Below are 17,504 nucleotides of genomic sequence, written 5' to 3'. Positions count from 1 at the left end.
CGCCGACGTCCAACCGGCCCGCTGTACGGGCCACTCGCACGGGCCACAGGAACTTGCCCGCCAACTCCCCGGCGATGTTCACTCCTTCGGGTGGCGGGTCAGGCGAAGCGAGACCTCTGTGCATCGCCACTGGGAGGGTCGGAAGCCGTCGTACCGGGTCGACGTCCCCGATGACGGACCGTCACCCGGCCATGGGTACACGAGTCAGGAATGCGAGCACCGGTGCAGAAGACGCGGCCTCGGCGCACAGGCAAGCAGACGGCCACCGAACGGGGTGTCTCGTCCGAGTCCACGGGCAGCGGCCGTACCGCCCACGTGCGCAATCGGCTGATCGTCGCGGTGGCCGTGGTCGCCGCCGCGATCGCGGGCGCCGGGGCGCCGAGCGTCATCGCCGCCTCCGGGCAGCTGAACGACTCCCAGAACCTCGTGACGCTCGCCCAGCAGACCCAGGACGCCCTCACCCTCGCCCACGCGCTGGCGGACGAGCGTGACGCGGTCACCACGTATGTGGCCGCGGGGCGCCCCAAGTCGCAGACGCCGGCCGAGCAGCAGAGCGCCCGCGTCGACCGGGAGATCCAGGACCTGCGTGCCGACCAGGACCTCCCCGCCCCGCTGGGCAAGGACCTCGACGACGTCGGCTCCGTACGGCGAGCGGCGCTCGTCGGCAAGAGCGGCGCTCTCGACGTGCACCGGGCGTACTCCGCCGTGATCACCGAGCTGCACGCCCTCGCCGACCAGCTGGCCGGCAAGATCCCGCCCCGCGCGGGCTCCGGCGCCTACGCGCTCGCCGAGCTGGACACCGCCGTGCAGCAGTCCGCCGCCGCCCGCGGACTGCTCCTCGCGGCCCTGAACGTCCCGCACTCCACCCGGACGATCATCAGTCCGATCACCGGTCTGCCGACCACCGTCAGCGGCTCCTCGACCGCCGACACCAAGCAGCGCGACGCGCTCACCGCCGCCGCCCAGCAGGCCGCCGTACGCTCCGACGCCGCCGTCGCCGACTTCCAGGACAACGCGACGCAGACGGCCAAGTCCTCCTACGACTCCACGGTCACCGGCCCGGAGGTCACCTCCGCCGAGAAGTACCTGGCCGCCCTCACCGACCAGCCCACGCTCTCCGACAGCGACCTCGCCCTGAGCACCAAGAGGGTCGACGCGGCCCTGTCCGCCCGCGTCGACCTGATGCGCGGCGTCGAGTCCTCGCTCTACGAGAGCCGGAGCAAGGACCTGGCGCAGCTGCGCGACGACGACGTCACCGCGCTGGAGATCCGGATCGCCGTCCTCGGCGCGCTGATGCTCGTCGCCGTGGGCGTCGCCATGGCCATGGCCCGCAGCCTCACCCGCCCGCTGGCCGTGCTGCGCCTCGGCTCGGCCCGGCTGGCCGCCGGGCCGGCCGGCCAGGAGCCGGTGAAGTTCACCGGACGCAACGACGAGTTCGCCCAGGTCGTCCGTTCCGTCAACGCCCTGCATGCGCACGCCGTCGCCCTCCAGGAGCGCCTCGGGACCCTGGAGACCGACCGCAAGCACCTGGTCGGCCAGCGCCAGACCATGGCCGACGAGCGCGCCGCGCTGCGCGCCCAGCTCGACGAGGCCTCGGGCCACCTGGAGCAGGTCCGGCACAGCATCAACTCCACCTTCGTCAACCTCGCGCTGCGCACCCTCGGCCTGGTCGAGCGGCAGCTGGCCGTCATCGAGGGCCTGGAGGAGCGCGAGCAGGACCCCGAGCGGCTCGCCACCCTCTTCCGGCTCGACCACTTCGCCACGGTGATGCGCCGCCACAGCGAGAACCTCCTGGTCCTCGCCGGCGCCGAGCACGTCCAGCAGCACGCCGGACCGGTGCCGCTGGTGGACGTGGTGCGGGCCGCGGTCAGCGAGATCGAGCGGTACGAGCGCGTCCGGATCGCCGCGCTGCCGCCGCACGCGCATGTCGCGGGCTTCGTCGCTGACGACCTCTCGCACCTGGTGGCCGAACTGCTGGAGAACGCCGCCTCCTTCTCGCCGCCGGACGTCACCGTGGAGATCTCCGGCTGGCTGCTGGAGAGCGGCGAGGTGATGCTCTCCGTCCAGGACGAGGGCATCGGCATGACCGGCGAGCGGATGAGCCGGCTCAACGCCCGGCTCGCCGACTTTGACCCGACCGAGCCGTACGACCAGGAGGGCGGCGAGGGCCTCGGGCTCGGCCTGTACGTGGTGGCCCGCCTCGCCCACCGGCACGGCGTCCGCGTCCAGCTGCGCGAGCAGAAGCAGGGCGGTGTGGCGGCGGTCGTCGTCCTGCCGAAGACCCTGCTCGCCGCGGCCCCGGCGGCGGCCGTACCCACGGCGGGCACGGGCCCGGTGCCGGGCGGCGCGGCCGCCGTCTCCCTGCCCGGCGCCGACGCGGAGGCCAACTCCAACGTCCTCACCGGCCGCACCCGGATCACCGTCCAGGAGCCGCGCGGTGACGAGGACCCGCTGATCACGGCGGCGGAACAGGCCGTGCAGGCCGTGCAGGCCGTGGGGGACGAAGAGGCCGTACCCGGCGAAGGCTTCGTACGGGACGAAGAGGCCGTACGGAACGAAGAAGCCGTACGCAGCGAAGAGGCCGCACGCGGCGAAGAAGCCGTACGGAACGCGGAAGCCGCACGGAACGACCTGCCCGTGCGGGGGCCCGCCGTCCCGGCTCAGGAGTTCGCGGACCTGCCCCCGGAGCCCCTCGTCGAGACCACGATGGAGCTGCTGCTTCCGTCGCCCCGGGCGGAGCAGCCCGCGCCCGACGCAGGTGCCACCGGGGGGCCCGCCGCGGACCCGTACGCCATAGGCCCCGACGCCCACGAACGCACCGTCGACGAGGGAGAGTCCGCGGCGGCCCCCGCCCCCCAGGACCCCGCGGACCCCGAGGCCCCCCGGCTCACCGACAAGGGCCTGCCCAAGCGCACCCCGAAGATCTCCGCGCCCGCCCCCGCGCCCCGTCCGCGCGCCGGCGGGGTGGACGCCGATGCGCTGCGCCGCAGGCTCGGCGGTTTCCACCGCGGCGCCGCGCGTGGCTACCAGCACGTCGAGGCGGAGATCACCGAGAGGACCGGGGAGAACAGGGCGCCCGCGCAGCGCCCCGCAGCACCACCTCAGAACGCAACACCCGGGACCGCACCGGACGTTGATCCATCGGGGGGCACAGTCGAGGAGGCAAGCAGTTGACCGCGCCCAGTACCTTCGGACTGAGCAGTGAGGCCCGCAACCTGCACTGGCTGCTGACGAACCTCGTCGAGGAGGTGCCGGGACTGCTGTCGGTCGCGGTGGTCTCCTCCGACGGCCTGCTGCTCCTCTCATCCGACCCCGGCCGCAACGCACAGGCCCGCGCCGGCCACGCGGACAAACCGGGCGGCCCCAGAGGGTCGTCGGCCGACCTGGCCACCGTCGTCTCCGGCATCGGCAGCCTCACCATCGGCGCCGCGAAGCTGATGGACTTCGGCGGGGTCCGGCACACCATGGTCGCCATGGACGAGGGCAGCCTCTTCGTGATGTCCATCAGCGACGGCTCGCTGCTCGGCGTGCACGGCTCCGCGGACTGCGACATGAGCGTGGTGGCGTACCACATGGCGCTCTTCGTCGGCCGCGCCGGACACGTCCTGACGCCGGAACTCCGCAGCGAACTGCGCAAGTCCCTAGAGGCCCAGTCGACGGGGAGCGCCCGATGAGCAGTGCACCGAAGAAGCTTCCTGTGCGCGGCGGCGACCGCAAACCCGCCCGCGTACGCCCCTATTCGCTCACCGGCGGCCGTACCCGCTTCGGCCATGTGCTGCTGGTCGAGACCTTCGTGGCGGCTCTGGAGGCCCCCGAAGAACGCCGTGAACTGACCAATGGTTCACTGGCCACCCGAGTGATGCCCGAGATGCGGGCCATCGTCGAACTCTGCCGCCGTATGCGCACGGTGGCCGAGATCGCGGCTCTGCTGAAGATGCCGCTCGGGGTGGTCCGCGTGCTCCTCAGCGACCTCGCGGACCAGGGAAAGATCCGTGTGTACGGAACCGGTCACGGCCCCGGACAGCCTGACCGCGCTCTGCTGGAAAGGGTGCTGAGTGGACTCCGTCGTCTCTGACGCCTCCCCGGGCGTCTCACCGCTCTCCGTCGACCACGACGAGCAGGAGCACCTCCAGGCCTGGCAGACGGACCGCACGCGCGCCCCGATCGCCACGAAGATCGTGGTGGCGGGCGGCTTCGGCGTCGGCAAGACCACCCTGGTGACCGCCGTCTCGGAGATCACGCCCCTCCAGACGGAGGCGCTGATGACCGAGGCCAGCCAGGAGACCGACGACCTCACCGAGACGCCGGAGAAGCTCACCACCACGGTGGCGATGGACTTCGGCCGTATCACCCTCGACGACGACCTGGTGCTCTACCTCTTCGGCACACCGGGACAGCAGCGGTTCTGGTTCATGTGGGACGACCTGGTGCGCGGCGCGATAGGCGCGGTGGTGCTGGCCGACACGCGTCGGCTCGCGGACTGCTTCCCGGTGCTCGACTACTTCGAGAGCAGCGGCCTGCCCTATGTGGTCGCGGTCAACCACTTCGACGACAGCGAGCGGTTCGAGCCCGAGGACGTGCGCGACGCCCTCACGATCTCCGCACACATACCCGTCATGATCATGGACGCGCGGCGCCGGATCTCGGTGATCGAGACCCTCCTGGCCCTGGTCGGCCACGCGCTGGACGTCACCCCCGAGTGAGGGAGCGTCTTATGGGTCTACGCGGTGCGCGCTGATCCATACGACTCCCCCTCGTCCTGATAGGAGCACCACTCGCATGCGGAAGATACTCGTCGTCGGAGCCGGCCAGTCCGGACTCCAGCTCGCCCTCGGCCTCCAGTCGCACGGGTACGAGGTCACCCTGATGTCCAACCGGACCGCGGACGAGATCCGCACCGGCCGGGTCATGTCGACGCAGTGCATGTTCCACACGGCGCTTCAGCACGAGCGCGATCTGCAGCTGAACTTCTGGGAGTCCCAGGCCCCGAAGATCCAGGGGCTCGGTGTCTCCGTGGCGGGTCCGGAGTCGCAGCGGGTCATCGACTGGGTGGGCAGGCTCGACGGCTACGCGCAGTCGGTGGACCAGCGCGTGAAGATGGCCGGCTGGATGGAGACGTTCGCGCAGCGCGGCGGCCAGCTCGTCATCCACGGCGCGGCGGTCTCCGACCTCGACTACTTCTCCCGCGCCTACGACCTGGTGCTGGTGTCGGCGGGCAAGGGCGAACTGGTCTCGATGTTCGGCCGCGACGCCTCGCGCTCCCCGTACAGCGAGCCGCAGCGCGCCCTCGCGGTCGCCTACGTCCACGGTATGGGCCCCCGCCCGGAGCACCCGGACTACGACGCGGTGCGCTGCAACCTGGTGCCGGGCGTCGGCGAACTGTTCGTCATGCCGACCCTGACCACCTCCGGCCGCGCCGACATCCTGTTCTGGGAGGGCATCCCCGGCGGCCCGCTCGACGTCTTCAAGGGCGTCAAGGACCCCTCCGAGCACCTCGCCCTGACCCTGGAGCTCATGGAGCGCTTCACCCCCTGGGAGTACGCGCGGGCCACCAAGGTCGAGCTGACCGACGCGAACGGCACCCTCGCGGGCCGCTACGCGCCCACCGTCCGCAACCCGATCGGCCGCCTCCCCGGCGGCGGGCTGGTCCTGGGCGTGGCGGACGTGGTCGTCGCGAACGACCCGATCACCGGCCAGGGCTCCAACTCGGCGTCCAAGTGCGCCGCGAGCTACCTCGCCTCGATCCTCGAGCACGGCGACAAGGAGTTCGACGAGGCCTGGATGCAGGCGACCTTCGACCGCTACTGGGACGTGGCCCAGTACGTCACCAAGTGGACGAACGCCATGCTCGGCGTGCCGCCGGAGCACGTCCTGAACCTGATCGGCGCGGCGGGCTCCCTCCCCCCGGTGGCCGATCGCTTCGCCAACGGCTTCAACGACCCAGCCGACTTCGAGGACTTCTTCTACGACCCGGAGCTGACGGAGAAGTACCTGGCCTCGGTCGCCGGGCTCTGACCGGCCTGCGACCGTCGGCCGTCACCGACCGTCCCCGGACGGCCCCGGCAGCGCCGCCGGGGCCGTCTCGTGCGTCAGGAGTCGCTGCCGGGCCGTCTCGGCCATGGCGCGCTCGTAGTCGGTGAGGGCGGCGAGCTGGTCGGGGCTCAGGGAGGCGAGGCGGTTCTCGATGTCGCTCAGCCGGCGCTCGACGGCGTCGCGTTCCTTCCGCTGCCGGTCGGTCAGGGCGCGCTGGGCGTCGAGGGCCTTGTGGGCCGCGCGGGCCCGTTCGGCCGCGCGGTTCTCGGCGTCGGTCATGTCGCGCACCTGCTCCGCCCGCTGCTGGGCCAACTGCGCGATCACATGGCCCTGGTCCAGGGCGAGCTGCGGGTTCCGGGCCATCAGCAGGCGTACGTACGAGGAGATCTCCATGCTGTTGCGGTACTGCTGCCGGGCCAGCAGTCCGGCCGCGCGGCGGCTGTCCTCCAGGGCGAGCCGGGCCCGGGTGAGCTGTCCGTCCAGCCGTGCGGCCTCGGCCTCCCGCTTCTTCAGCTGCTCGGCGGTGACGTTGTAGGTCTCGGTCGCCTGTTCGGCTCGCCGATAGGTCCCCCGGAGGTCCCTCAGCAGATCGGAGAGCGTACGGTCCGCGTCCGGAGCCCGGCCGGAGTCGGGGGACGGGTCCGGAGCCCCCAGCGCGGGCGTGGGGGCGAGCAGGACCGAGGCCGTCACCGCCGCCGCGCACATCAGGCGGAGCACCCGCTGCGCCATGTGATCACCTCCGGTGCGGGTGTGCTTCCCCCTCGCACCGGCAGCATGGGACGCGCACCGGCCGGGCGCGCGCCCGGTGGTCCGGTCGGCGCAGTGAGGTCACCCGGTGGTGGTGTCCGGTCCGTCGCCGTGCGGCGTGCCGCCCGTTTTCGTGCGCGGCTTCGGCCACGGCCACCGCTGACGTCCGCCGAGGTCCCCCTCGGGGTCGTAGGTGTACTTCCAACCGGGGTGGAGTCCGAATCTGCCGGGAGGCCCGGCCGGGACGCGGCGGTAGACGAGGACGGTGGGCGGTCCGCCGTCGGCGTCCGGGACCGGGACGCGGTACGTCTTCGGCGGATGGCCGGTCAGGCCGAGCAGGACCGGAAGGACGCGCCCGTCCAGGGGGCCGCCCACGAACGGGGTGTCTTGGCTCTTCACGGCACCAGTGTCCTCCGCCGGGCAGCGGACCGGGTCACGCGGCACCGGGCCGGAGCAGGTGCCCCGCGTCACCGAGCACCGGCACGACGCGGCGGACCAGGGCGCCGACCGGCCCCTCGGCGCTCTCCAGGGCCAGCGCGGCACGGACCACGGCGGCGGTCTGCGCGTCGCGCCCCGCCGTCAACAGCAGACACACCACGAACTGCTCCACGAGCCAGTCCCTCAGCTCCTCGGCCGGCGGCTGCTTGTCCTCGTCGAGCCAGATCAGCGAGGCGGCCTCGACGGTGGTGATCCACATCCGCACGGTCATCCGCAGCCGCGGTCCCGGCTCCTCGGCGCCGATGTGGCTGAGGATGTGCTCGACGGCGGACCGTCGCACCCCGTCCACGATGGCGGTGGTGCGGGACGTCTCGACGACGCTGCCGCCCTGGAGCAGGGCGCTGAACCCGGCGTCGTGCCGGCCGACGAAGGCCAGGTAACGGTCCAGGGCATGGCCCAGACGCCGAGTGAGCGGGCCCTTGGGAGGCTCGGCGAAGCACTGCTGGAGCTCCTCGGCCGCGGAGCGCAGCGCGGCCTCGTAGAGCTGCTGCTTGCCGCCCGGGAAGTAGCGGTACACCAGCGGACGGGAAACCCCGGCCGCCTCCGCCACGTCGTCCAGCGAGACCTCCTCGGGCGCGCGGTGCGCGAACAGGGACAGCGCGGCGTCGAGGAGCTGGGTCCTGCGCTCTTCGACGCTGAGCCTGCGGTACGCGCGGGCCGGGGTCTCGGAGGTCATGTTCCGCAGCGTAATCGGGACGCTGCGGGAAGGGGCGGTCGCCCGGAGAAGCGGGCGTCCGGTTGTCGCCCGCCCGCGCGCCGTGCTCAAGCCAGCAGCCCCGAGGCCTTCCACAGTCGCCGGCCGACTCCCCGCAGCACCCCGATGTCGTCGAGGAAGCCGGTCAGGCGCTGCGCGCCCGTCTGCATGACCTCCCGGCGGTGGCCGCTGGCCCGCACCTGGGCCACGGCCTCCCGCTTGTCCAGACCCACGTTCGCGTACACCTCGGGGTTCACGAAGGCGACCGAAAACACCCGTGCGAACTCGCCCGAGGTGATCCGGGTGAACTCCTGCGACCAGCGCGGGGCGGTCAGCATCTGGCGGCGCAGCTCCTCGCGCGCGTAACGGACGTGCCGGGCCTCCTCCACGACATGGATGCGCGTGACGCCGCGGATCAGCGGCTGCACCCGCTCGTCGGGGAAGGTCAGCCGCTGCATCCAGTCCAGCACCTCCTCGCCGAGGAGCGTGGCCGTGAAGGACCCGGGGGTCGTCGAGATCGTCTTGAAGACGCGGCCCAGGCTCTGGTGGACCCGGCTGACCGGGTACCAGGGCGTGCCGCCGTGTGTGATCAGCCGGGCGAACATCTTGGAGTGCCGGCACTCGTCCTCGATCTCGGTCAGCGCGTAGCGCACATGCGCGCTGGTGGCCGCCTTGTCGTAGATGTGCCGCACCAGCAGCTGCATCAGGATGATCTCGAACCAGATGCCGAGCGAGGCGAGCGAGGCGGCCTCGTGCTGGGAGAGCAGGATCCGCTGTTCCTCGCCCATGCGCTTCCACAGCGGGGTGCCGTACAGCGACACCAGCTCCGGCGGCCAGAACCACTTGCCGTCCTCGAAGGGCGCATCCCAGTCCAGTTCGCTGTCCGGGTCGAAGGAGTGCCTGGCGGAGGAGGCGAGCAGCCGCTCGGCCACCTGTTCCCGGTCCTTGATCAGGCCGAGCGCGTCGCGCAGTACGTCGGCTTCGGTCACGGTCGTCATCGCTGTTCCCCACCACGTCGTCGTACGGGCCGCTGTTACCGGCGGTCACGCCTTATGAGACTGCGTGTCAGCAAGGGCGTCAATCCCCTGGGCGCCACTTGTTGACGCCGCGTCTACCAGGAGGCGCCGAACTCAGGACCGCAGGACGGCCGAAATCCGGGCGCGGAACGCCGTACGGCGAAGGAGAATCAGCGGGTCGACGAGATGCCGGTCGCCGCGACCGGCCGGGGCATCTCCCTCGTGACCGGTGAACGGAGGCTTGAACGGTGGAGGTTCGAGACCGGGTCCCCACGGCGGACAGCGCCGCCGCCCGCCGCAGCCTGGCGGGCCTCGCCCTCGGCGACGCCTTCGGAGAGCGCTGGTTCCCGCTCCTCCGTGCCCCCGCGCAGGCGCTGGCGGAGATACGCGCCCGGCGCACGCCCGAGGAGCCCGAGTGGCACTGGACCGACGACACGGCGATGGCCCTCGCCGTGCTCCGGGTGCTGGACGAGCACGGGGAGATCCGCCAGGAGGCCCTCGCCCAGGCCTTCGCGCTGGGCTACGACGCCGACCCGGCCCGCGGATACGGCCGCGGGATGCACGAGTTGCTGCCCCGGCTGCTCGACGAGGCCGAGCGCTGGCGGGAGTTGTCGCGGGAGCTGTTCGACGGCGAGGGCAGCCTCGGCAACGGGGCGGCCATGCGGGTGGCGCCCCTCGGCGCATGGTTCCATGCCGACCTGCCCCGGGTCGTCGAGCAGGCGGCCCTGTCCGCCGAGGTCACCCACGCCCACCCCGAGGGCGTCGCGGGCGCGGTCGCCGTGGCGGTCGCGGCCGCGCTCAGCGCGCAGGGCCGGCCGGACATCGACACGGTGGTCTCGCTGACCCCGCCGAGCGCGGTGCGCGACGGTCTCGTCCGCGCGGCGGAGCTCCCCTTCGCCACCGAGCCGTGGAAGGCCTCCGACATCCTCGGCAACGGACAGCGGATCAGGGCCGACGACACCGTCCCGTTCGCCGTGTGGACCGCGGCCCGGCATCCGGACGACCTCACGGCCGCCCTGTGGGCCACGGCCGAGGGCTTCGGCGACGTCGACACCACCTGCGCCATCACGGGCGGCATCGTGGCCGCCGCCACGGGACTCGACGGCGTACCACCGGAGTGGCTGCGGCGCAGGGAGCCGCTCCCCGGCGAGCGCGTCCGCTGACGCTCACACCGGGCTGCCCGGATCCTCGTGGACGACCCCACCGGGCAGGCCGGCCGCCGGCGCCGCCTTCCCGGGCGGGAACGAGGTGCGCAGGGTGAAGGCGTACGGCGTCGGCCCGTGGGCGCGCAGATGCAGCAGGCGCTCCTCGGCCTCCGGCACGGTCGGACGATGTCCGGCCGGAACCCACCACAGTGTGGTGACGGCCTCCTTGATCCGCGCAAACCACTCCCGCCGCCGCCCCAGCAGCTCCCGGTGCTGCCCCTGGTACATGAACGCCGTCAGGGCGTCGGTGTCCCGCCAGGTCGACATGTTGACGATGAGCCACTCGTCGCCGAGGACCGGGATGTCCGTGGCGTTGCCCGCCTCGCTCTGCAGGCGCCAGACGAAACCGGCCGAGGCGTCGGCCACCGCGTTCACGGGGTCCAGGGCGTCCACGAAGTCCTTGAGCTGCGGTGAGTCCAGCGGGGCCAGGAGGCGGGCGATGTTGACCTGGGCGAGTTCATGGGCGGCTGCGGGGCGGTCGGTGTGGGTCATGGACCGAACGGTAGGTCGCCGTGCCCGGTGCGCGGCAGCCCCGTCTCGCCATGCGGGCCCGGTCGACGCCTGCTCAACGGGCCGTGGGGGAGAGAGAGTTGCTCCCGTGCGGTGTGCGCGGGTCCGCCCCGGACCCCGGGCGTGAGTTCGGCCCGTATCCCGGCCGGGAGCCCAGTACCGCCTGCATCACGGCCCTCGCGATCGGCGCCGCGTCCCCGCCGCCGCTGATCTCCCCGCGCTCGGCCGCCGCGTCCTCCACCACCACCGCGACCGCCACCGCCGGTTCCGGTGCCCCGTCCGGCTGCGCCCAGGAGATGAACCAGGCGTAGGGCATGCCGGAGTTGCCGACCCCGTGCTGGGCCGTGCCCGTCTTGCCGCCCACCACGGCGCCGGGGATCGCCGCGTTGCGGCCCGTGCCCCCCAGCACCACGTCCGTCATCATCTGCCGCAGCAGCGCCGCCGTCATCGGGCTCATCGCCCGGTACCGGGTGCGCGGGCCGGTCATGCTGACCGTCGCGCCGGCGCTCGTCGTCGTCCTCTCCACGAGGTACGGCGCCTGCACCGAACCCCCGCCCGCCACCGCCGCCGCGACCATCGCCATCTGCAGCGGCGTGGCCCTCGTGTCGAACTGCCCGATCGAGGACATCGCCAGCTGCGCCTGGTCCAGCTTCCGGTCGAACGTACTCGGCGCCACCGCGAACGGCACCCGCAGCCCGGGGTCGTTGAAGCCGAAGCCCTCCGCGGTCGCCGCCATCGTCCGCAGCCCCACCGCCACGCCCAGCTTCGCGAACACCGTGTTGCACGACCACGCGAAGGCATAGCGCAGGGACGCGTTCGTGCAGCCGTCCGTCTCATTGGTCAGCCGGGTCGTCGTGCCCGGCAGGAGGTAGGGATCCGGGGACGGCGTCGGATCGTCGGGGTTCCACACCAGCCCCGAGTCCAGCGCCGCCGCGGCCGTCACCACCTTGAAGGTGGAGCCCGGCGGGTACGTCTGCCGGATCGCCCGGTTCAGCATGGGCTGCGCCGAGTCCCCGGTCAGCCGCGCCCAGGCGCGGGCGGTGGACGCCGAGCCCCCCGACAGCTGCCCGGGGTCGTACGACGGCGCCGAGACCAGCGCCAGGATGCGCCCGGTGGACGGCTCGATCGCGGCCACCGCGCCCGTGCGCCCGGCCAGGTACCGGTAGGCGGCCCGCTGCGCCGCCCCGTTGAGGGTGGTGACGACCTGGCCGCCCGGCGGGTGCTTGTGCACCAGGTCGTTCCACAGGGGGAACAGCGAGAGCGTCGGATCGGTGCCCGTCAGCACCGGGTCCTGCGTGTTCTCCAGCAGCGTCGTCCCGTACCGCTGCGAGGCGAAGCCGGTGACCGGCGCGTACAGCGGGCCGTCCGTGTAGGTGCGCTCGTAGCGGAAGATCCCGCCGGTGTCCCGGGAGCCGGTCACCGACCGCCCGTCGACCAGGATGTCGCCGCGCGGCCGGCCGTAGCGGTCGATCGCCTGCCGGTGGTTGGCGGGGTTGTCGCCGTACGGCTCGGACTCGAAGATCTGCACCCGGGTCGCGTTCACCAGCAGCGCCAGCAGCAGCACCGCGCACAGGGCCGCCGCCCGGCGGATGGTGGGGATCTCCCAGCGCCGGGTGACGTCGAGATCCGGGGGGAGGCTCATGGCATCGCCGTCCCGTCGGGCTGGCGGCGTGCCGAGTCGCTGATCCGGATCAGGAGCGCCACGATGATCCAGTTCGTCACGACCGAGGAGCCGCCCTGGGCCAGGAAGGGCATCGCCATGCCGGTGAGCGGGATCAGCCCCGTCACCCCGCCCGCGATCACGAACACCTGGAGCGCGACGATCGACGCGAGCCCGATGGCGAGCAGCCGCCCGAACGGGTCGCGCAGCGCGAGGCCCGCCCGATAGCCGCGCTCCACGAGCAGCGCGTAGACCAGGAAGAGTGCGGACAGACCCGCGAGCCCCAGCTCCTCGCCCGCCGTGGCCAGGATGAAGTCCGACTTGACGGCGAAACCGATGAGCACCGAGTGCCCCAGCCCGAGCCCGGTGCCGAGGGCCCCTCCGGCCGCGAACGCGAACAGCGACTGCGCGAGCTGGCCCGCGCCCTGCCCGGCCTCGATCGAGGCGAAGGGATGCAGCCAGTCCGCGACCCTGCTGTGCACATGCGGCTCCAGCCGGCCGACCGCGAGTGCCCCGAGGACGGCGAGCACCAGACCCACGGCGATCCAGCCGGTACGGCCCGTGGCGACGTACAGCAGCACCACGAACAGGCCGAAGAACAGCAGCGAGGTCCCGAGGTCGCGCTCCAGGACCAGCACGCCGACACTCAGCAGCCAGACCGCCACGACCGGGCCGAGCACCCGCCCCGCGGGCAGCCGCAGCCGTCCCGCACGGCTGGCCGTCGACACCAGCGCATGCCGGTTGGTGGCCAGATACCCCGCGAAGAACACCGCCAGCAGTACCTTCGCGAACTCCCCGGGCTGGATCGAGAACCCGGCGATCCTGAGCCAGATCCGGGCGCCGTTCACCGCCGGGAAGAAGATCGGCAGGATGAGTAGCAGCAGCGCGGCGACCACCCAGACATAGGCGTAGCGCTGGAGCACCCGATGGTGGGGGAGCAGCAGGACCACGGTGATGAACAGGGCCACGCCCACCGTCGACCAGTACAGCTGGGTGGGGGCGGCCCGGTCGCCGGGGGTCGCCAGATCGAGGCGGTAGATCAGCACCAGGCCCATGCCGTTGAGCAGGACGGCGATCGGCAGCAGCAGCGGATCGGCGTACGGGGCCCGCAGCCGCACCGCGCCGTGCGCGAGCAGCGCGAGCAGCCCGAGCCCGGCGCCGTAGCGCACGGTTCCGGGCGGCACGCTGCCGTGGTCGGCGAGCCCGACGGCGCAGTAGCCGTACACGGAGAGCAGGACGGCGAGGACGATGAGGGCGCACTCGATGCCACGGCGCCGGGGCGGACGCAGCGCGACGGGAGCGAGGGCCTCCGTCACCGGCTGGGCCTTCTGCGCCGTCTCCGCTCCTCGCGTTCCGGGCTCGATCATGTGCGGAACGTAGCAAGCGTGCGAGTGACATGTCCCGTTATAGGGGGTCAATCGGGCCGTTCCGGTACACGTCGCGCCAACGCCGGCCCTCGACCGTGGTCCGCCGCGTGCCGGACAGGTCCGTCACTCCGCGAGTTCCTCCAGCAGCCGGGCCGTGTCCAGACCGGCCCGCAGGTACTCCACGAACAGCTCGTTGTGCAGCGCCCAGGGGCCACGGCGGGCGCGGATCATCCGGATCGCCTCCTCGGCGCTGTGACCGGCCCGGATCAGCGCCTGGGCGACGACCAGCCCCGAACGGTTGTACCCGTGGTAACAGCGGACGAGAACCCTCCGGCCGTCCTCCAGCGCGTCGTCGGCCGTCTGCGCGAGCCGCATCACACCCGCGAGCTGCGTCCCGTCCAGCGGCCCGTCCGGAATGGGCCACACATGGTGTTCGACCCCCGCGTCCGGCCCGTATCCCGGCAGCCGCAGCAGAGTCAGCACGAGATCGAACTCGTCGCTCACGACGGCGAATTCCCGCTGCCCGGAACGTCCCGCGAACTCGTGCCCGCCCATCCACAGGCCAGGCACGATCTCGCTCCACGGGACGTCCGGCGCGGGAACCTCGGGTTGCATTCTGCGGGTCCGCAACGGCGCCTCCCACCGAGTCCCCAACTGCTCACAAAGGTAACCGGGTTCTTGCCCCTGGAGCACCCCGCCTGTTCCCATGGTCATGGGGTGATGGTGCATGGACGGACTGCGCGTCATACCGACCTGGCGACACGGCCTGGAACGCCTGTACGTGTGCGACGCTCACGGCAGGAACCTGGCCTGGTACGACCGCGAGACGGGCCGTGTCAACGTGCTCGGCGACGACCGGCGGCAGGACGTCCTGGACGTGCTGCGACCGTATCTGACCGGCCCGGTCACCGTGGGGCCGCCGCCCGTCCCCACCCCCGCCGAGCTGGCGCGGCTCTCCCTCCATCCGGACGACGACCTGGCACCGAACCGGCCCGGCGAGGCCCTGCTGATCGCCCTGGACCGCGACCCGGGGCCCGCGCACCGGCTGCGCGCCGACCCCCGGCGGCGGGCGCTCGCCGCCGAGCAGGCGGTGGGGGAGGCACTGGACGAACTGGAGGGCGCGGGCTGGCGCACCCTGCACTCGGTGCCACTGCCCGGCGGGGACCGCGTCCACCACCTGGTGATCGGCCCCGGCGGCCTCTTCGTCGTCCACGCGCTGCACGCCCGCAGACAGCGCGTCCTCGTGGCCGACCCGGTGGTGACGGTGGGCCGTGGCGAGCCCAGCCCGCTGCTGCGCCGGGTGCGCGCCGACGCGGACCGGGCGTCGTACGCCCTCACCGCCGAGGTGCATCCGGTCCTGGCGGTGACGGAACCCGCCCGTCTGGAGGTCACGGCCCCGCTGCGCGAGATCCGCGTGCTGGCGGACGCCGACCTGTCCGGCCTCGCCCGCCTGGGCGGCGTCCTCAAGCCGGCCGACGTGGAGGCCCTGCACGCGATGGCACGGGACCGGCACACCTGGGTCCGGGTGTGACCGGACGGGGGGCGTGACGAGGCGCAGGGCGAGCGGCTCAGGCGGGCAGCGGCCGGGCGCGGGCGGGATCGAGCAGCGGGGCCAGCAGATCGCCGTACGCCTGGAGGCGCGGAGCGATGTCCCGGGCGCACAGGAGGAGGGCCCCCGGCGACCCACAGTCGGCCACCTCCTCCCAGGTGACCGGCGCGGACGCGGTCGGCTCCGGGCGCGCCCGTAGCGTGTAGGGCGCCGCCGTCGTCTTGCGGGCCGCGTTCTGGCTCCAGTCCACGAAGACCTTCCCGGGCCGCAGGCTCCGCGTCATACGGTGCAGCGCCAGACGGGGCATCGCCTGCTCCGCCTCCACGGCGAGCCGCTTGGCGTACTCGGTCGTCCGCTGCGACGGCGTGGGCTCCACCGGGGCCAGCAGATGCAGCCCCTTGGAGCCGGACGTCTTCGCGTACGCCTCGATCCCGTCCGCGATGAGCCGCTCCCGCAGCCACAGCGCGACCCGGCAGCACTCGACGACGGTCGCCGGTGCGCCCGGGTCCAGGTCGAACACCAGCCGGTCCGCGACGTCGGGGGTCTCGACGCGCCACTGCGGCGTGTGGAACTCGGTGACGAGGTTGGCCGCCCACATCAGGCTCGCCAGGTCCTGGACCAGCACCATGCGCGCGGGGCCCTCCGCACGCGGCACCTCGGCCGTGGTGACCCAGTCGGGCGTACCCGGCGGCACGTTCTTGGCGAAGAAGACCTGGCCGTCCGGGCCGTCCGGGTAGCGCAGAAAGGACAGCGGCCGGTCGCGGAGGTGGGGCAGCAGGGCGTCCGCGGTGGTCGCGTAGTAGTGCAGCAGCTCGCCCTTGGTGAAGCCGGTCGCGGGATGGAGGACCTTCTCCAGATTGCTGAGCGCGAGCCGGTGCCCCTCCACCTCGGTGATCGGCGTCATACGATGAGAATCCCACGAAACCGGCTGATATCGACGCAACGATGGAAAAGGTGCGGCACGTGCGATCCATCTGGAACGGCGCCATCTCGTTCGGCCTGGTCAGCATCCCCGTCAAGCTGATGAACGCCACCGAGAACCACTCGCTCTCCTTTCGCCAGATCCATCTGGAGGACGGCGGCCGCATCCGCTACCGGAAGTTCTGCGAGCTGGAGGACCGCGAGGTCTCGTCGCCGGAGATCGGCAAGGGGTACGAGGACGCGGACGGCTCGGTCGTGCCCATCACGGACGAGGACCTGGCGCAGCTGCCGCTCCCGACCGCCAAGACCATCGAGATCGTGGCCTTCGTACCGGCCGACCGGATCGACCTGCTCCAGATGGACACGGCGTACTACCTGTCGGCGAACGGCGCCCCGGCCGGCAAGCCCTACGCGCTGCTGCGGGAGGCGCTCAGACGCAGCGGCAAGGTGGCCGTCGCGAAGTACGCGCTGCGGGGCCGGGAGCGGCTCGGCATGCTGCGCGTGGTCGACGACGTGCTCACCATGCACGCCCTGCTGTGGCCGGACGAGATCCGGGCGGCGGAGGGGGTGGCGCCGGAGGCCGACGTCGCCATCCGGGACAAGGAGCTGGACCTCGCCGACACGCTGATGGACACGCTGGGGGAGGTGGACCTGGACGAGCTGCACGACGAGTACCGCGAGGCGGTGGAAGAGCTGATCACCGCGAAGGCGGAGGGCCGGGAGCCACCGCCGGTCCCCGAGCCCGAGGGCGGCAAGGTCCTGGATCTGATGGCGGCCCTGGAGAAGAGCGTGCGCGCCGCGCGGGAGTCCCGGGGCGCGGAGCCGGGCCAGGAGGCTGAGGTACGACAGATGCCGTCCCGGAAGTCGTCGCGTGCGACTCCGAAGGAGGTGGGCGGCAAGAAGTCGACGTCCACGGCGAAGAAGGCGACGGCGACGAGGGCCGCGCCGAAGAAGACGACGGCGGCCACGACGAAGTCGACGCCCACGGCCAGGAAGACGACGGCGAAGAAGACGGTGGGCAAGAAGGCGACGGCGAAGAAGACGCCCACGGCCAGGTCGACCGAGGCGAAGTCGACCGCGGCGAGGTCGGAGTCGGCGGGCAGGAAGACGGCAGCCAAGAAGACGGCGGCCAAGAAGACGACCGCGAAGACGACCGCGAAGAAGGCGTCCGGGCGGCAGCGGGCGGGGTGAGGCGGGTGCTGGAGCGCAAGCGGCCGTGGCGAGACGGGGCGAGACGGGGCGAGACGGGGCGAGACGGGGCGAGACGGGGGAGGCGTACGGGGCGGGGGGGCGCGGGGCGGCGC

The 17,504-nt window shown here is 72.5% G+C and carries 17 protein-coding genes; 8 read left to right on the top strand and 9 right to left on the bottom strand.

The features are described 5' to 3' along the window. The first annotated feature begins 210 nt into the window (after positions 1–210). The 5 genes from ACFYX0_RS30055 (at position 211) to ACFYX0_RS30035 (ending at position 6,015) form a co-directional block, all read left to right on the top strand. Complete coding sequence (locus ACFYX0_RS30055; RefSeq protein ID WP_388974679.1) at positions 211–3,174, top strand: nitrate- and nitrite sensing domain-containing protein; 2,964 nt, start codon at positions 211–213, stop codon at positions 3,172–3,174. Then, positions 3,171–3,674, top strand: a complete 504-nt coding sequence (locus tag ACFYX0_RS30050) for a roadblock/LC7 domain-containing protein (protein WP_311692778.1) — start codon at positions 3,171–3,173, stop codon at positions 3,672–3,674. Before ACFYX0_RS30055 ends, ACFYX0_RS30050 begins: the two co-directional genes overlap by 4 nt. Further along, a complete protein-coding gene (locus tag ACFYX0_RS30045) occupies positions 3,671–4,075 on the top strand; it encodes a DUF742 domain-containing protein (protein ID WP_355911340.1) in 405 nt (134 codons plus the stop codon). The genes ACFYX0_RS30050 and ACFYX0_RS30045 overlap by 4 nt, the downstream gene beginning before the upstream one ends. Then, a complete protein-coding gene (locus ACFYX0_RS30040) occupies positions 4,056–4,703 on the top strand; it encodes an ATP/GTP-binding protein (protein WP_388974677.1) in 648 nt (215 codons plus the stop codon). Before ACFYX0_RS30045 ends, ACFYX0_RS30040 begins: the two co-directional genes overlap by 20 nt. A gap of 76 nt (positions 4,704–4,779) precedes the next feature. After that, complete coding sequence (locus tag ACFYX0_RS30035) at positions 4,780–6,015, top strand: styrene monooxygenase/indole monooxygenase family protein (protein WP_388974675.1); 1,236 nt, start codon at positions 4,780–4,782, stop codon at positions 6,013–6,015. A gap of 21 nt (positions 6,016–6,036) precedes the next feature. Here ACFYX0_RS30035 and ACFYX0_RS30030 read toward each other — a convergent pair whose 3' ends face one another. The 4 genes from ACFYX0_RS30030 to ACFYX0_RS30015 form a co-directional block, all read right to left on the bottom strand. Further along, positions 6,037–6,762, bottom strand: a complete 726-nt coding sequence (locus ACFYX0_RS30030; RefSeq protein WP_388974673.1) for a coiled-coil domain-containing protein — start codon at positions 6,760–6,762, stop codon at positions 6,037–6,039. A gap of 99 nt (positions 6,763–6,861) precedes the next feature. Beyond that, a complete protein-coding gene (locus tag ACFYX0_RS30025) occupies positions 6,862–7,179 on the bottom strand; it encodes a hypothetical protein (protein WP_355911352.1) in 318 nt (105 codons plus the stop codon). A gap of 34 nt (positions 7,180–7,213) precedes the next feature. Then, positions 7,214–7,954: a TetR/AcrR family transcriptional regulator gene (locus ACFYX0_RS30020; protein WP_388974671.1), complete on the bottom strand. Its 741-nt coding sequence runs from the start codon at positions 7,952–7,954 to the stop codon at positions 7,214–7,216. A gap of 86 nt (positions 7,955–8,040) precedes the next feature. Continuing rightward, positions 8,041–8,970 carry a diiron oxygenase gene (locus tag ACFYX0_RS30015; RefSeq protein ID WP_355911358.1) on the bottom strand — a complete coding sequence of 310 codons (930 nt, stop codon included), beginning with the start codon at positions 8,968–8,970 and terminating at the stop codon, positions 8,041–8,043. 266 nt (positions 8,971–9,236) lie between these two features. Between ACFYX0_RS30015 and ACFYX0_RS30010 the strand changes: the two genes are divergently transcribed. Continuing rightward, the gene (locus tag ACFYX0_RS30010; protein ID WP_388974669.1) at positions 9,237–10,151 is read left to right on the top strand and encodes an ADP-ribosylglycohydrolase family protein; all 915 of its coding nucleotides are present in this window, start codon (positions 9,237–9,239) and stop codon (positions 10,149–10,151) included. 3 nt (positions 10,152–10,154) lie between these two features. Here the strand turns inward: ACFYX0_RS30010 and ACFYX0_RS30005 are convergent, their stop codons facing one another. The 4 genes from ACFYX0_RS30005 to ACFYX0_RS29990 form a co-directional block, all read right to left on the bottom strand. Further along, positions 10,155–10,685, bottom strand: coding sequence for a DUF3291 domain-containing protein (locus tag ACFYX0_RS30005; RefSeq protein WP_388974667.1), 531 nt, complete (start codon positions 10,683–10,685; stop codon positions 10,155–10,157). A gap of 73 nt (positions 10,686–10,758) precedes the next feature. Next, complete coding sequence (locus ACFYX0_RS30000; RefSeq protein ID WP_388974666.1) at positions 10,759–12,345, bottom strand: penicillin-binding transpeptidase domain-containing protein; 1,587 nt, start codon at positions 12,343–12,345, stop codon at positions 10,759–10,761. Continuing rightward, on the bottom strand, positions 12,342–13,730 hold the full coding sequence (locus ACFYX0_RS29995) for an FtsW/RodA/SpoVE family cell cycle protein (RefSeq protein ID WP_388974664.1): 1,389 nt from the start codon (positions 13,728–13,730) through the stop codon (positions 12,342–12,344). The genes ACFYX0_RS30000 and ACFYX0_RS29995 overlap by 4 nt, the downstream gene beginning before the upstream one ends. A 123-nt stretch (positions 13,731–13,853) precedes the next feature. Beyond that, positions 13,854–14,360 carry a dual specificity protein phosphatase family protein gene (locus ACFYX0_RS29990; RefSeq protein WP_388974663.1) on the bottom strand — a complete coding sequence of 169 codons (507 nt, stop codon included), beginning with the start codon at positions 14,358–14,360 and terminating at the stop codon, positions 13,854–13,856. Positions 14,361–14,457: 97 nt separating this feature from the next. On the opposite strand from ACFYX0_RS29990, the gene ACFYX0_RS29985 reads away from it, so the two are divergent. Continuing rightward, on the top strand, positions 14,458–15,261 hold the full coding sequence (locus tag ACFYX0_RS29985) for a nuclease-related domain-containing protein (RefSeq protein WP_388974661.1): 804 nt from the start codon (positions 14,458–14,460) through the stop codon (positions 15,259–15,261). 37 nt (positions 15,262–15,298) lie between these two features. Here ACFYX0_RS29985 and ligD read toward each other — a convergent pair whose 3' ends face one another. Beyond that, a complete protein-coding gene (gene ligD / locus ACFYX0_RS29980; protein WP_388974659.1) occupies positions 15,299–16,183 on the bottom strand; it encodes a non-homologous end-joining DNA ligase in 885 nt (294 codons plus the stop codon). A 41-nt stretch (positions 16,184–16,224) separates the two neighbouring features. Between ligD and ACFYX0_RS29975 the strand changes: the two genes are divergently transcribed. Further along, positions 16,225–17,391, top strand: coding sequence for a Ku protein (locus ACFYX0_RS29975; RefSeq protein ID WP_388974657.1), 1,167 nt, complete (start codon positions 16,225–16,227; stop codon positions 17,389–17,391). Positions 17,392–17,504: the final 113 nt, after the last annotated feature.

Origin of the sequence: Streptomyces sp. NPDC002573 (assembly GCF_042889625.1) — a bacterium.
Taxonomy (GTDB): Bacteria; Actinomycetota; Actinomycetes; order Streptomycetales; family Streptomycetaceae; genus Streptomyces; species Streptomyces gibsoniae.
The sequence above is the reverse complement of the archived record's forward strand: the minus strand, read 5'-3'. Positions and strand labels throughout refer to the sequence as shown.